The sequence below is a fragment of the Bacillus sp. 7884-1 genome, from assembly GCF_002272245.1.
In the GTDB taxonomy this organism is placed as follows: Bacteria; Bacillota; Bacilli; order Bacillales; family Cytobacillaceae; genus Neobacillus.
The window spans coordinates 35,129-50,136 of sequence record NZ_NPDD01000091.1; the positions used below are offsets into that span (position 1 = coordinate 35,129).

Below are 15,008 nucleotides of genomic sequence, written 5' to 3' on the forward strand. Positions count from 1 at the left end.
AATGCGTGATGAACGCGGCTTAACACTAGTAGAGGTTTTAGCTACATTAACCATCCTCTCAATTGTCAGTTTAATCATTTGGAGTATTTTCTTCCAAGGTATTAATTTTTCAAAAAAAGCAACTTCAAAAAACGTTATGATTCAGGAATCCAATATTGTTATTTCCAATCTTACAACACTCCACCGCGGAAAAAATAAGTATGAGATCACCAGCACTGGAACAAATAATTGTGAGATAACGGTTACAACAGATATTAGTAACACAGAAAAACAAACTCAGACCTTCACCCATCCTCAGATGTGCTTTGAATTTACTTCCGATATTAAGAATAAAAAAGTAGGTGCACCCGAACCAAATAAAATTGATCCAAATGAGAATGATGTCAGTCTCACACTTACCATTAAAGACAACAATGATCCTACTAACAAAGTAACTACGAGTACTTATCTCTATCGAATGAAGGGAGTTGGATATTAGTGAATAATTTTAAGAGAGAACAAGGATATGCTCTTATTACCGTTATGCTTATTATTACAGTCTTTACTGTTTTAGGTTTCACCTTCACCGCGATGGCTTTTAATAGCGTTAAGCAGACACAAAAAGTGGAGAAAACATCTCAATCAGTAGCTTTAGCAGAAATGGGAGTATCCTATTTAGATGTTGCCATTCAAGAGATCTTTAAAAATACTAAAATTGAGATTGAGGAAAAAGTAGCGAGGAAAGATCTAACATCCGTACCACAAGTAATAGATTACATGAAATCATCTATAAAAAATGGAATTAAAAATATTACACCCGAAACGATAGATTCAACCTCTTCTTATTCCATCATTAAGGATGATGATAAGATTGACATTATATCCATAGGCAATTTGTTGAAAATAAAAGTTAATGTTACGGGTAAAAAAGTTAATCCAAATAGTACGGATGATTCTGTTAGTACTCTTTATGTAGAAATGGCAATTGACAATCTTGATGATATAAATATTATAAAAGCAGATGATGCAGCTACCCCAGAAATTACTTTTGGAAAAGTAACAAGACCAGATGTAGCGGTTGCCGCTCAATGTACAAATCCCTTATCTTTTGCTGATATCGGCCAAAGTAATGGGAACAATGGTAATGGGAACAATGGTAATACGAATAATAATATCATTTGCGCGGATGTCATCATTGATCAGCCAGTAGGTGGAATCAAAACTTATACTGGTAGTAATGATGTAAGTGTCGAGAAAGTCTATTCAACAGTTGGTTTAAATTTTACTGGTAATCTTAACAATAGAGCAGGATTAGAAATGTATGCTATTTCACTACAACTAGGTACAAACTTTAATAATTCAAAGGACGTAGTTGTTGAAACGAAACACAACTTCACAATTGGTAGTAACGTTCAGAATACTGATCATACTAGTTTTTATATTGGTGGTCTGCTTGATATTAATGGTCACCTCGACCTAGAAGATAGTTCTAGAGTGTTTATTCGTGGAAAAAGAACTCCAACAGAAATTTCTACAAATACAATGTCTAATATTAATGGGCAATTAAACATACTTAGTGGTTCTAGAATGTGCGTTAACGGGGACTTGAAAGTAAAAAATGATTTAACCATACCTCAACAATATGGGCTAATCATTAAGGGAAAGGTTTATGACTACTCTTCACCTGCTGGATACAAAGAACATGCCAATATCTATTATGTAACGGAGTCTACGAATAAAGATTGGTTAAAGTCAATGTGTGGAAATACCTTTGACGAAGCCTCCACATTAAACAGTATTGAATGGGGGGAATTAACGAACGCAGTAATTAATGATGTTACTTATGATTAATAATAGAAAAGGTGAAAGAAACTAGTGTTAATAAGCACTAAAATCTTTCACCTTTTTTAATTGAATTATCTATAATCCTCAAAGCTATTTTTGTTAACATGACGAATACTCCGCCACCCGATTTCTTCCAGCCCTCTTCGCCCCAACATACAACGCTCTATCAGCATGTCGAATCAATGCCAGTGGATCTTCAGCATCCTCAGGTGCAGTTGCAACCCCAATGGAGGCTGTTATTTTCACCTGGTGTTGAGTTAGGTCTAATGATTGTTGTAATGTAAATGGCCAATTGGCGATTGCTTGTCTGATCATTTCTGCCAACTGGTAGGCTTCCGTTTTATTGGTATCAGGAAGGAGAACTACAAATTCCTCGCCACCGTATCGCGCGACTGTGCCCCTCGAACCTACAAGATTAGTTAATCTTGCTGCCAATTCACAAAGAATTTCGTTTCCGCTTTGGTGACCATACGTGTCATTGACTGCTTTAAAATGATCAATATCCATGATTATTAATGATAAGACCTTACGTTCGAATTGAAATAATTTATCAAATTCCTCTGTTAATAATTTTTCAAAGTAACGATAATTATATAATTTCGTTAACGCACAGCGTTCACTCTGCGTCTTGGTGAGTTCATAATGCTTCGCATTTTCCATTGCCACTGCAAAATAGGAACAAAGAATATCGACAATCATTAACTGAGATTTTTCGTATGCTCTTTTTCGCTTTGAAGCGAGCATTAATACCCCAATAACTTTTTTATTCCTAACAATTGGTACCGCTAATATACTTTCTGCACCCGCTGGGAGAATACCTTTCGAAAAAGTCTGCCACTCTTTTTTTGTATTATATAAGTAGCCTTTTTGCTTTTCCCAAACAAAACCGCTTATTCCCTCATTTTTTCTAACCCTTACTATTTCACTGGTTAACACAGCACTGCCTTCTATCCGCCGGGATAATTGAAGTTCTTCTTCATTTACTACTTCCAAGATATAGGCGTAGTCAACCGGAAGCATTTCACTTAGCTTTTGGATGAAAAGGTCAATAACCCCATTAACCTCTAGCCGTTCTGCCATTTGGTGACCAATTTCAGCTGCATTTTGTAAATATTCGTTTATTTTTTCAGTAGAGTAATAAAGATTAAAAATGATAGACAAACTTGCAAACGGAACGGCCACAATTAATAATGCTAATAACCCTTGTTGGTTATAAAACATATATATTACAAAGCCTAGAGGCAAAGTAAGAAATGTAGTAATGGTCTCAACCATGAAATCCTTCCCAAAATAGGATTCCTTACTCTTATAAATAACATATAAATAAAATGATATAATGACCTGATTCAAAAAGTAATTTACTATTGCATATATAGCTGCAAACCAAATAGAGTTAGGGTCATTTATTAAGCTAGGTCCTGTTTGTCCCCCAAGTGAGTAGTAAACCACTCCGCTTACTAGTGATACAAGGAAAAACATAATTAAATTAAGTGGAATACGAAAATACTGCTCCCTTTGTATCCGCAGCCTTAGCAATAACACGATAACAGCGACCTGGGCAAATACCATTTCAACAAATAAACCAAAGCTTAAAAATGTTGCAAGGGATACCCATTGAATTAAAAAGATAGGAGTATTATTGATAACCATTGGCATAAAGGCAACAAAAGAAGTTAACGTCAAAAAGGCTAATAAATCTAACCATTGTCCTGAGAAGTGAGGAGGGAAAGTTTGATAGGTAAACCACATTCCTGCCGGAACTAACAACAACCAAACAAGAAAGATAGCTTTTTTTGTTTTTGGTTGAACTGCCATTTAACTCCCCTCCCACTTACATTATTTTGAAATCGAGATGTATTCATTTTATCAAAAATACTTTAGCTTGTCATAGTGAAATTGTATTGTTTTTCAAAAATTCACACAAGTAAGGTTTGGCCTCAGAGATGAAATACAAAGAGCCTGTAACGACTAGCACGGAATCTGGCTGCAAATTCTGGATACATTTGGCAAGATGAGAATCCCAATTCTGACCAATACCTTTATTTTTCGAATGACTTAGTGAAAACAAATCAATGGCTGCAGCTGCACGAGGAAAGTCAAAAGAAACAAAGGAGATTTCATCTGCAACTTGATCCAGTTGTGAGATCATTTGGTCTAGCTTTTTATCTTTTAATGCTGCGAATACAATATGAATATTTAAGTTAGAATAACGATTTGATAGTTCATGGACTAGCGCCGAAATACCCTCGTCATTATGTGCACCGTCAATAATAACAAGTGGATTATGTGATAGGACTTCAAACCTTCCTGGCCAATAAGCTTTCTTTAAACCAGTCCTAATAGCGTACTCAGAGATTGTGAATTCTTCATGATGATTGATAGACTGAGCAGCCATAACTGCTAATGAAGCATTCTCTGTTTGATGCTTGCCAATCATGCTGATTTCTAATTGTTCTAATGTCAGATTGCCATACTTTAATGTAAATACCTCGCCACTTGCTTGCGGGCTGTGTGAGGTAATGGTGATCTCCTGATTCAGCCTATAGAGCGGTGCATGCCTTATTTCAGCCTGTTCTTCTATTACTTTAAGTGCATTTGTGTTTTTAACAGCTGTAAAAGTAGGAATACCTTCTTTGATAATTCCTGCCTTTTCAAAAGCAATTTCCTCATAGGAATGTCCTAAGATATTTGTATGATCAAGTCCAATATTTGTTATGACAGAAGCAATTGGTTGAATAATATTGGTTGAATCAAACCTTCCTCCTAAGCCCACTTCATATATAACAATGTCCACCTGATTTACATTCGCAAAATAATAGAAAGACATCGCAGTGATAACTTCAAACTCTGTTGGTCCGCCAAGCTCGGTTTCTTCTAATTCATTTGCAAGAGGTGCAATTACATTGGTCAATTCCAATATTTCTGCATCACTGATTGGCTTCCCATTTCCTGAAATCCGCTCATTAAATTGTTCAATGTATGGTGAGGTAAATGTACCAACGGAGTAACCACCCGCTTCAAGAATCGAACGGAGAAAGGTCACAGTTGAACCTTTTCCATTTGTACCGCCAATATGTACGGTTTTCATTTTCAATTCTGGATGGCCCAGTTTCTCCATCATCCATTCCATACGGGCAAGGCCTGGTTTAATACCGAGCCTTAATCTTGCATGAATCCAGTCAAGGGCTTCACTATAAGTCGTAAACATCCTGACACCCCTTATCATTTTCTAAAAGAAGACGAATCCTAGAGCAGGACTCGTCTTAACTTACTTATCTTATTATAAACCTTTTAGCTCATTTAAACGTGCTTCCACTAACGCTCTTTTCTCGCGGTAATCTTTTTCTTTTGCACGCTCTTCGGCAACAACGCTTTCAGGCGCCTTTTTCATAAAGCCTTCGTTGTTTAGTTTCTTTTCTACTCTTTCAACTTCTTTTGTAAACTTTTCGTATTCTTTTGTAAGACGGGCAATTTCCTCTTCAATGTTAATCAAACCTTCCAGCGGAAGAATGATTTCCAATCCAGTAATCACGGCTGTCATAGCTTTTTCAGGTGTTTCAAGATTGATTCCTATTTGTAATTCTTCTGGGTTACAGAATTTTTCAATATAGGCTTGATTCTTTTCGATTGCCTTTAACACTGAATCATCCTTCGCTTTAACAAGCATTTTAATTTTCTTGCTCATTGGCGTATTTACTTCAGCACGGATGTTTCGAACAGAACGTATCATTTCCATTAGCATTTTCATTTCTTGCGCCGCTGTTTCATCTGAATAAGCTGGATTTACCTCTGGCCACTTGGCGGTTGTAATCGATTCACCATCATGTGGAAGGTTCTGCCAGATTTCCTCGGTAATGAATGGCATGAATGGATGTAACAAACGCATCGTCTGATCTAGTACATGTGCAAGAATGGAACGAGTGGTTTTCTTTGCCGCTTCATCTTCACCATATAATGGAAGCTTTGCCATTTCAATATACCAATCACAGAAATCATCCCAGATAAAGTTGTATAATGCACGCCCAGCTTCTCCAAATTCATAACGCTCTGAAAGCTTTGTAACTGTTTCTATGGTTTCATTTAATTGAGTGAGTATCCATTTATCTGCAACAGACTTTTCTCCGCTAAAGTCGATTTCTTCATAGGTCATGCCATCCATATTCATTAATGCAAAACGTGAGGCATTCCAGATTTTATTAGCAAAGTTCCAAGTGGATTCAACTTTTTCAAAGCTAAAGCGTAAATCCTGACCAGGCGAGCTTCCAGTGGATAGGAAGTAACGCAAGGCATCCGCACCGTATTTATCGATGACATCCATTGGGTCAACACCGTTACCTAGCGATTTACTCATTTTACGACCTTGTTCATCGCGAACTAAACCATGGATGAGAACATCTTTAAATGGTCTCTCACCGGTGAATTCAAGGCTTTGGAAAATCATTCGAGAAACCCAGAAGAAGATGATATCATAACCGGTTACGAGTACATCTGTTGGGAAAAAACGCTTAAAGTCTTCTGCTTCAACATTTGGCCAGCCCATTGTTGAAAATGGCCATAATGCAGAGCTGAACCATGTATCCAATACGTCCTTATCCTGTTCCCAATTTTCACTATCTGCAGGTGCTTCGTGACCAACAAATACTTCACCAGTTTGTTTGTGATACCAAGCAGGAATTCGATGACCCCACCAAAGCTGTCTAGAGATACACCAGTCACGAATATTTTCCATCCAGTGCAGGTACGTTTTTTCAAAACGCTCTGGAACAAAGTTAACTTTATTTTCTTTATTTTGCAGGGCAATAGCTTCATTCGCAAGTGGCTGCATTTTAACAAACCATTGTGTAGAAAGGTAAGGCTCAACTACTGCCCCGCTGCGCTCCGAATGACCAACAGAGTGCAAGTGCTCTTCGATTTTGAACAGAATACCTTGTTCTTGAAGATCTTTAACTATTTGCTTGCGACATTCGAAACGATCCATGCCTTTATACTTGCCAGCTCTATCATTCATCGAGCCATCTTCGTTCATAACAAGAACACGCTCTAGATTATGACGATTGCCAATTTCGAAATCGTTCGGGTCATGTGCAGGTGTAATTTTTACCGCCCCAGAACCGAATTCCATATCTACATAGTCATCGCCAACAATTTTGATTTCACGGCCAACGATTGGAAGGATTACCGTTTTACCGATTAGGTGCTTATAGCGCTCATCCTCTGGATGAACGGCAACGGCTGTATCACCCAACATGGTTTCTGGACGAGTAGTCGCAACTTCAATATGTCCTGAACCGTCTGCTAACGGATATTTCATATGATAGAATGCACCTTGAACATCTTTGTAGATAACTTCGATGTCCGATAATGCTGTCTTTGTAGATGGATCCCAGTTAATGATGTACTCGCCGCGATAAATAAGGCCTTTTTTATACAGAGTGACAAACACTTCACGTACAGCTGCTGATAAGCCTTCATCCAATGTGAAACGCTCACGGCTGTAATCTAATCCTAAACCTAACTTTGACCACTGCTGGCGGATATGAGAAGCGTATTCTTCCTTCCACTTCCATGTTTCCTCAACGAACTTTTCACGACCTAAATCATAACGGCTTTTGCCTTCACTACGAAGCTTTTCTTCTACCTTCGCTTGTGTTGCGATACCGGCGTGGTCCATCCCAGGAAGCCAAAGAACATCGTAGCCCTGCATTCGCTTCATCCGGGTAAGGATATCCTGTAATGTTGTATCCCAAGCATGCCCTAAATGGAGCTTCCCAGTTACGTTTGGCGGCGGAATAACGATGGTATAAGGCTTTTTCCCCTCATCGTTCTGTGCTTCAAAAAACTTTCCTTTTAACCACCACTCATATCGTCCTTGCTCAATCGACTGTGGATCATACTTCGTCGGCATGGTAATTTCCTTTGTTTCCATTTGACCATCTCCTTTATTTCTCTTTTAAGTCCAAACAAAAAACCCCATTCGTCATAAAAGGACGAATGGAGTTTGCTTCGCGGTACCACCTTTTTTCCAATCATAAAGAAAATGATTGGCTCTTAAACGGATAACGGATTTGATCCGTCTTCAACTAATGGGATTCTAAAATCCGTTCACTGAAGAAGCTCGAGGGCGACCTTCCGAGTGTCTGCTTAGGAAACCTTCCAGCTAGTGGCCTCCCTCTCTTTAAGCAGGTGAACATCGTACTCTTCCCTGTCTATGCTTATGTTTTTTATTATATTGTTTATACTACCCAAAAAGTGTTCTAGACGTCAATAATGATAGCCAAAATTTTTGTTTTTTATACTATATGGGAGATTAAGCGGTTTGGTCTTTCATTTCAACCTGTTCCAATTCCCAATTTTGTTTTGTTGCATTTTTAATGACAAAAGTCGATTTGGCTAAAGTTATACCAAGGATGGACCAAAAAATAGGTGCAACTGGAACTGTACTAATATTAAAAAATGCTTGAACTAGATATCCAATTATCGTTGCAATTAACCCATAAATGATAATCTTCTCATTTCCTTCTGCCAGTTTAACAGACTGGACGGCTCTTCTAAGAATTAAAAAAAGAAAACATAAATAGGTCATAAGCGCTGGAACACCAAGTGTAATGGCAATCTGTAAATATTCATTATGTGCTTTATCAACAGTCTGACCATTCATAAAAGCTCGTGTCTCTTCGTTATCATTTGGATATGCATATTCAAATGAGTCAGGACCGGAACCTATCCAAAAATACTCTTTTACTAAAGGCAATGATTGTTGCCAAATGAAAAAGCGTGCTGAACCTTCATGACCCGTTGTTTGATTCGTTGCAACACTATAAGAGTCCTTAACCACAGAATTAATACGTTGCGCGTAATGTCCTTGTTCGGCATTGTTAATAAAATATAAAAGTATAATCATTGAAACTGCTAATGTAATCCATTTCTTCCAAAGGTGTTTGCGTTTTATTACTACAAACATAGTAATGAAAATTAATCCAAAAAACACACCAACATATCCACTTCGTGTATTGGAATAAATGAGAGCCACAAAAGCTAAACAAAGTGAAACAAAATAAAGAGCTGTGTATTTTTTAGTTGTAGCATTCAAGTAGATTGGTATGGTTATCAGCAAAACTAATACTAGATACGATCCAAAGAAGTTAGGATTATCAAAGAATGTATACGTCCCACTGTAACCTCTCATCGCACTATTCCTTGGAAGGATGTCTAATTGATAATGCTGCAATATTCCGTAAATGGAGACTAGCATCGAAACATAGGCTATTCCAGGAAACACTTTATTCATTTTCGCCTTATCTATTAAGCGATAAGAAAAAAGGAAAACGCTTAAATAGCAAAAGTATGAGATGAGTCCTTCTTTTCGATCAATCAAGCCATACACAGAAGTATAGTTATTTGGAGAAAAAGCTGTTGAGAGTTCTATCAAAGTTAAAAATAGGAACAACATAATGACTATAGAAGAATCAGCCTTGTCTGGCATTAACATCTTGTATTTTCGCTTAAACAGTATGTATAGCCATGTACACAGTACAAATGCATATAAATATCCTGTCTTTGTTGACGTATAGTAAGGATCAAAGCCCCATGGATAAATTAATAGCGGAAAAAGAATGATAAACCAATACATTTTTTACTCCTTATATTGCTTAGACTAGATGATTATTTTTTAGGAAACACAATTTTCTAGGACTTTATTATTATTTCATTTTTCCCCTTCTGATTCAATAAAAGATTTATTCCAATAAGAAAAAATGCGAAATGGACATTTTTTTCTAAGAACTGGTTGATTTATGGGGAATTTACCCTGCATGAAGAATATACATATAAGAAATGCCATTTTGGAGAGGAAGGATGTTATGAAGCGGAGGAAGTTCATCACCAAATACTCCTATACTCCCTGGTATCGAACCTGCAGGAGAGTATGTGAGCAGCTGGTTTTACCGTTTACGATTTTTCAATTAATCCGGACGTTGTTTATACCCACTGTCTTTGACGTCTTGTTATTAAGTATTTTTATTGCGATTGCCGTATCTATCTATTTTGAAATTGTTTAAGAGCCCAAGGAGCATTCGTTACTGCTGCTGGGCTCCTTCTTTTGCCTGCCTCGCTTGTTCATCAATTTCTGTCATTCTCATCACAACATATTCGGAATTCTTTAAATGCCAGTATTTACGCTGGAGCATCCGCACAAATTTCAGTTCATTTTTTGGCTGTTCTTTTTTATAATACCGCTCGACCACCTGGATAATCGGAATGGGATAAGCTAAATAACTGAAGAAAAGAAGTTTTTCGTCGGTTTTAAAGGGAAAGTATTTAAAGTAATGATATACCCACTCGACAGCCTCATCATTCCGTGTTGGCTGTGTATTAAAGGTACGTGATAGATATGGTAATAGATCATGAATCGGTGAGCCGTAACGGGCATTTTCAAAGTTTATAAAATAACCGTAACCCTTATCGTCGTAAAGGAAATGCTCGGATGATAATTTCCCATGGGTAATCACCATTCGTGCTTTTTCTGCTTCCTTTGTCTTTTCATACCATTCTTCGAATTTCGTTTTTGAAAATCGAAGCGCCTGGCTTATTTCGTTATAGTACAAGCAAAACAAAAGTTCAAAAGGAGACATGTAGGTCTTTTTTTCACATTCATCGATAAACCCATCCAGAAACTCCTGATTTTTATCGAGCAGCGCAATGGTTTTATCATAATGTTCTTCCCGTTCTTCTTTATTCACAGCGATCTCTTTTGCAGATAATGTGTGGAGCCTGGCTAATTCACGAAATAGCTGCTGGTGTTTATGAGTACGGTCTTCCTTTATTTCATTGGACATCCAAGGCATTAAGTAATATAGGTTTTTATCATGGAGGACCGCATACCTTCCGTCCATTGTCGGATAAATGGGCACAATCCGATTGTAGCCCTTTTGGTAAAGAAGATGGACATGGCGAATAAAATCTGTCCCCGTAGTTGGAACGATTTTCTTCAATGCAAACGTCCCTTTATCGGAATAGATTTTTTTAATATTGCCGTGTTCCTCAACGAAATAGGGCATTACTTGATAGTTATTTAATATGGGTATAAGTGGTTCCACCAGGTTCGAATCACTCATCAACATTCAACTGCCTTTCGCTCATGGAAAGTCCTTAAAAGGATGTGAGCAGGTTTTGAAACCCGCTCACACTGCTTTTGGCTTATTATTTTTTTGCAAAGGCAACCGGTACATATAATACTTGACCCTCATACACATCTTGATTGAGTTCAAGATTATTGTAACGCAGCAGATTTGGTACGGAAACGTCATAACGGTCGGAAAGACTGTCGAGCGTATCGCCCTTTTGGACAATACACACTTTTAATCTAGCTTGATCGGAGCTATCTTCCTTGCGGGCAAAGAACTCCGTTAGTGTCATGGTTTTCTTCTTTGTATTCTTCTTTTTCGCTTGTTTTGGCGGTGCTTCTGGGGAGGATGAACTTTCTTCTAAAACTGGCTCTTTTGGTTCTGCTGGGACTTCTATTTCTTGTTGAATTGGTTCTGCTGGAGGTTCCTCGACGATTTCCTCCATCTCATCGACGGGCTCACTAACTTCACTTCTGGCATGCTCAAAAACTAGAGGTCGCTGAGGCACTACTTCAATCTCTTCCTCTTCATCTTCCTCTGGCTCTTGATACGAAAAGGTTGGGAATTTCGGAAAAGCTTCAACCTTTTCCTCCTCTGGCTGCTTTCTTGCTTCAGCCTCAAACAAGAAAGTATCCTCAAATTGATTTTCTTCTTGGTGTATTTCTTCTGGTTCTTCTACTCTTGGAACCTCAACCTGATAACGATGGAGTACTTCATACTCTTCTTCTTCCTCAACTACTTCTTCTTGCTGAGTAGAATCATACAAGCCGCTGATGGTTAGTTCTGCAGATAGTTTTAGACAGCTGCGTTCCGGAATAGAATAATCAAAGGACTCCACAATAACATCGATATCATAAATGCTCTGGATTCGATTATTTGGTATGGTAATATCAACTGGAAAACGATGTGAAAATTCACAAATGCCTTCCTCTTGTGGATCTACTCTTTCCACATACTTCTGGTTAGGTACATTGTCTTCTTCTTCCACTGCACTTTCTTCGTCATTTCTATATTCGCCTGTTAATTCCAGCGAACCACGTATGGTTACGTATTGATCATTTTCCTGGATGGTAATATCCGGGTCTAGAGAAATCGACACAAATTCAGCTACTTCCTGTCCCTTTCTAAACCACAAAGATTCCTCCAAGGAAAATCGCAGGCACGATTGATTCTCCTGAGACAAAGCGACTCCTCCTTTCGTTTCCTTTTACGCAAAAAATCACTATGTCACTTACACAATATGAACCATAGCCATTAAATATGATAAAAAAGCCTTCCTACGCGAAAAAGTTTAAGATATGAGGGTTCTTTGAATTGGAATAGGAAGGAATCACGCGGAGTTTTGAGAACCGGCAAAAGTAAAATAGGCGGAGATTTTCCGGTTAAATGCATAATGGAGCTCGTTTCGGGGTAAATAAGCGGAGGTTTTCCGCTTAATCAAAGAATTATCTCCCATTTTCGAGTTTTTCAAGTCAATAGGCGGAATCTCTCCGTCTATTTAAGCCACTTTTAATAACAATTATGAATTAAGCGGAAATTTTCCGTCTATTTATCAACTCGGGTTTTAAGTGCAGAATTTTTAATTTATGTTCCATAATATAGTTCAAATCCATAAAAAAACACTCACGTATTGAAGGTGAGTGCCTGAAAAGGGTATTATTTTAGTTTTGAAAAAGCAATTTCTACTGCTTTAATGGTTTTTTCGATGTCTTCATCGGTATGAGCAGTTGATAAGAACAATCCTTCGAATTGAGATGGCGGAAGGAATACTCCTTGTTCAGCCATTTCGCGATAATACTGAGCAAAAAATTCTAAGTTAGAGGTTTTTGCTGTTTCATAGTTAATTACATTTTCTTTAGTAAAGAAGAAACCAATCATGGAACCTGCACGGTTGAAGGTTACCGGAATATCGTATTTTTCAGCCGCTGCTACAATTCCTTTTTCAAGTAAATCTCCCAAACGTTTGAACTCTTCATAATGCTCTGGTGTTAATTGACTTAATGTCTCATAACCAGCCGTCATCGCAAGTGGATTTCCGGAAAGTGTTCCTGCTTGATAGATAGGTCCGGCTGGAGCGATTTGATGCATGATTTCGGCTTTACCGCCGTAAGCACCAACTGGCAGCCCGCCGCCAATTACTTTTCCAAGACAAGTGATATCAGGCATGATATTGAAATAGCCTTGTGCGCAATTGTAGCCGACCCGGAAACCAGTCATCACTTCATCAAAAATCAGCAATGCTCCGTTATCAGTCGTAATCTCACGAAGACCTTCTAAGAATCCAGGAAGCGGCGGTACAAGTCCCATGTTCCCTGCAACCGGTTCAACGATAATACAAGCAATATCATCACCAAATTGTTCGAACGCGTATTTAACGCCTTCAAGGTCATTGTAGGCTACTGTAATCGTGTTCTTAGCCACTCCTTCAGGTACGCCAGGGCTGTCTGGCAAGCCAAGTGTCGCAACACCAGATCCTGCTTTAATCAATAAGGAATCGCCATGTCCATGGTAACAGCCTTCAAATTTCAAAATCTTGTTACGGCCTGTATAACCGCGTGCTAAGCGGAGTGCACTCATGGTCGCTTCTGTTCCAGATGATACCATCCTTATCACTTCGATCGATGGCACACGTTCAATCACTAGCTTAGCCAGTTCATTTTCCATTAAGGTCGGTGCACCATAGCTTGTACCAAGCTCAGCTACCTTTTTAATGCCTTCAACCACACGATCATTTGTATGGCCAAGTATTAGCGGTCCCCATGATAATACGTAATCGATGTATTCATTGCCATCGATATCATAGATTTTTGAACCTTTTCCTCTTTCCATGAAAATCGGATCCATATTGACTGATTTAAAGGCACGTACCGGGCTGTTAACGCCGCCAGGCATCATGTTCTGGGCTTCTTTAAATGCTTCTACTGATTTTGTATATGAGCGCATTTTGAGTTCCTCTTTTCGAGTTGTTGTAATTAGTTGTCTTCTTTTAACCAGCGGCATGCGTCTTTAGCTGCATAAGTAATAATAAGGTCTGCGCCTGCACGTTTGAAGGCGATTAACATTTCCATAACGGTTTGTTTCTCGTCAATCCAGCCGTTTGCTGCTGCTGCTTTAATCATCGAATATTCACCGCTTACGTTATAGGCAACAACAGGAAGATTGTAGTTGTTTTTAACATCACGAACAATATCAAGGTAAGGCATACCTGGTTTCACGATTAAGAAATCTGCCCCTTCTGCTACATCGGATTCTGCTTCTCTGAAAGCCTCCATCCGGTTGGCAGGGTCCATTTGATAGGTTTTGCGGTCACCGAATTGTGGTGCACCTTCAGCAGCCTCACGGAAAGGTCCGTAAAAGGCAGAAGCATATTTAACGGCATAAGACATAATTGGTATTTCCTTAAAACCAGCTTCATCTAATCCAGCACGAATGGCTGCCACAAAGCCGTCCATCATATTCGATGGAGCAATAATATCAGCACCAGCTTCAGCTTGAGCGATTGCTGTTTTTACCAATAATTCAAGAGATGGATCATTTAAGATTTGATCGCCTTCCACCATTCCGCAGTGGCCATGGCTGGTATATTCGCACAAGCAAGTATCCGCGACAACAATCATTTCTGGGTAATGTTCTTTTATGTAACGAGTGGCCACTTGGATAATGCCGTGGTCATGAAACGCTTGTGTACCACATTCGTCTTTTGTGGCTGGAATTCCGAATAATAAAACGGATTTAATTCCATGTTCAACGATATCATCCATTTCAGCTTTTAGATTGTCCATTGAAACTTGGAATACACCTGGCATAGAAGATACTTCTCTGCGGATGTTTTCACCTTCATAAATAAATAATGGATAGATGAAATCCTCTGGTCTTAAGTGGTTTTCACGGACAAGTGCACGCATATTCACACTTGAACGTAATCGGCGATGACGTGAAAATTGAAGTTCCATTTATATTTACCCCCAAATTTTGTTAGAAATGCTATGTTAAATGAGTCTGTTGATTGTAACGTAAGGCGCTTCGCTTTCCGCAGGCGTTGCGGGAAGCCTCCTCGGCGCT

11 protein-coding genes and 1 other annotated feature are annotated in these 15,008 nt (G+C 38.6%); of the genes, 3 read left to right on the forward strand and 8 right to left on the reverse strand.

Annotated elements, in window-relative coordinates; genetic code table 11:
• Window position 1 precedes the first annotated feature (1 nt).
• A complete protein-coding gene (locus tag CHI06_RS12115; protein WP_095248813.1) occupies window positions 2–478 on the forward strand; it encodes a prepilin-type N-terminal cleavage/methylation domain-containing protein in 477 nt (158 codons plus the stop codon).
• Window positions 478–1,830, forward strand: a complete 1,353-nt coding sequence (locus CHI06_RS12120) for a hypothetical protein (protein WP_095248814.1) — start codon at window positions 478–480, stop codon at window positions 1,828–1,830. The genes CHI06_RS12115 and CHI06_RS12120 overlap by 1 nt, the downstream gene beginning before the upstream one ends.
• Window positions 1,831–1,923: 93 nt before the next feature.
• Here the strand turns inward: CHI06_RS12120 and CHI06_RS12125 are convergent, their stop codons facing one another.
• The 4 genes from CHI06_RS12125 to CHI06_RS12140 all read right to left on the reverse strand — a co-directional run bounded on the left by CHI06_RS12125 (window position 1,924) and on the right by CHI06_RS12140 (window position 9,454).
• Window positions 1,924–3,639, reverse strand: coding sequence for a sensor domain-containing diguanylate cyclase (locus CHI06_RS12125; protein WP_179292608.1), 1,716 nt, complete (start codon window positions 3,637–3,639; stop codon window positions 1,924–1,926).
• A gap of 70 nt (window positions 3,640–3,709) precedes the next feature.
• On the reverse strand, window positions 3,710–5,032 hold the full coding sequence (locus CHI06_RS12130) for a bifunctional folylpolyglutamate synthase/dihydrofolate synthase (RefSeq protein WP_095248815.1): 1,323 nt from the start codon (window positions 5,030–5,032) through the stop codon (window positions 3,710–3,712).
• Between the two features lie 72 nt (window positions 5,033–5,104).
• A complete protein-coding gene (locus tag CHI06_RS12135) occupies window positions 5,105–7,750 on the reverse strand; it encodes a valine--tRNA ligase (RefSeq protein WP_095248816.1) in 2,646 nt (881 codons plus the stop codon).
• Between the two features lie 54 nt (window positions 7,751–7,804).
• Window positions 7,805–8,042: a binding site (T-box leader), on the reverse strand.
• A gap of 89 nt (window positions 8,043–8,131) precedes the next feature.
• On the reverse strand, window positions 8,132–9,454 hold the full coding sequence (locus tag CHI06_RS12140; protein WP_095248817.1) for an O-antigen ligase family protein: 1,323 nt from the start codon (window positions 9,452–9,454) through the stop codon (window positions 8,132–8,134).
• Between the two features lie 229 nt (window positions 9,455–9,683).
• Here CHI06_RS12140 and CHI06_RS12145 point away from each other — a divergent pair, with 229 nt between their 5' ends.
• Window positions 9,684–9,881 (forward strand): hypothetical protein, encoded by a 198-nt coding sequence (locus CHI06_RS12145; protein WP_095248822.1) that lies wholly within the window; start codon window positions 9,684–9,686, stop codon window positions 9,879–9,881.
• A gap of 18 nt (window positions 9,882–9,899) precedes the next feature.
• Here CHI06_RS12145 and ysxE read toward each other — a convergent pair whose 3' ends face one another.
• From ysxE to hemB, 4 genes are all read right to left on the reverse strand, one after another.
• On the reverse strand, window positions 9,900–10,937 hold the full coding sequence (gene ysxE / locus CHI06_RS12150) for a spore coat protein YsxE (RefSeq protein WP_095248823.1): 1,038 nt from the start codon (window positions 10,935–10,937) through the stop codon (window positions 9,900–9,902).
• A gap of 85 nt (window positions 10,938–11,022) precedes the next feature.
• Window positions 11,023–12,081, reverse strand: coding sequence for a stage VI sporulation protein D (spoVID, locus tag CHI06_RS12155; protein WP_373558146.1), 1,059 nt, complete (start codon window positions 12,079–12,081; stop codon window positions 11,023–11,025).
• Between the two features lie 521 nt (window positions 12,082–12,602).
• Window positions 12,603–13,889, reverse strand: a complete 1,287-nt coding sequence (gene hemL / locus CHI06_RS12160; protein ID WP_095248819.1) for a glutamate-1-semialdehyde 2,1-aminomutase — start codon at window positions 13,887–13,889, stop codon at window positions 12,603–12,605.
• 29 nt (window positions 13,890–13,918) lie between these two features.
• A complete protein-coding gene (hemB, locus tag CHI06_RS12165) occupies window positions 13,919–14,899 on the reverse strand; it encodes a porphobilinogen synthase (protein ID WP_095248820.1) in 981 nt (326 codons plus the stop codon).
• Window positions 14,900–15,008: the final 109 nt, after the last annotated feature.

What these genes read in the sequence shown, in the direction of transcription:
- hemL (WP_095248819.1), bottom strand. Translation starts at nt 13,889, where the DNA reads ATGCGCTCATATACAAAATCAGTAGAAGCATTTAAAGAAGCCCAGAAC.
- CHI06_RS12140 (WP_095248817.1), bottom strand. Translation starts at nt 9,454, where the DNA reads ATGTATTGGTTTATCATTCTTTTTCCGCTATTAATTTATCCATGGGGC.
- ysxE (WP_095248823.1), bottom strand. Translation starts at nt 10,937, where the DNA reads ATGAGTGATTCGAACCTGGTGGAACCACTTATACCCATATTAAATAAC.
- CHI06_RS12135 (WP_095248816.1), bottom strand. Translation starts at nt 7,750, where the DNA reads ATGGAAACAAAGGAAATTACCATGCCGACGAAGTATGATCCACAGTCG.
- CHI06_RS12125 (WP_179292608.1), bottom strand. Translation starts at nt 3,639, where the DNA reads ATGGCAGTTCAACCAAAAACAAAAAAAGCTATCTTTCTTGTTTGGTTG.
- hemB (WP_095248820.1), bottom strand. Translation starts at nt 14,899, where the DNA reads ATGGAACTTCAATTTTCACGTCATCGCCGATTACGTTCAAGTGTGAAT.
- CHI06_RS12145 (WP_095248822.1), top strand. Translation starts at nt 9,684, where the DNA reads ATGAAGCGGAGGAAGTTCATCACCAAATACTCCTATACTCCCTGGTAT.
- CHI06_RS12130 (WP_095248815.1), bottom strand. Translation starts at nt 5,032, where the DNA reads ATGTTTACGACTTATAGTGAAGCCCTTGACTGGATTCATGCAAGATTA.
- CHI06_RS12115 (WP_095248813.1), top strand. Translation starts at nt 2, where the DNA reads ATGCGTGATGAACGCGGCTTAACACTAGTAGAGGTTTTAGCTACATTA.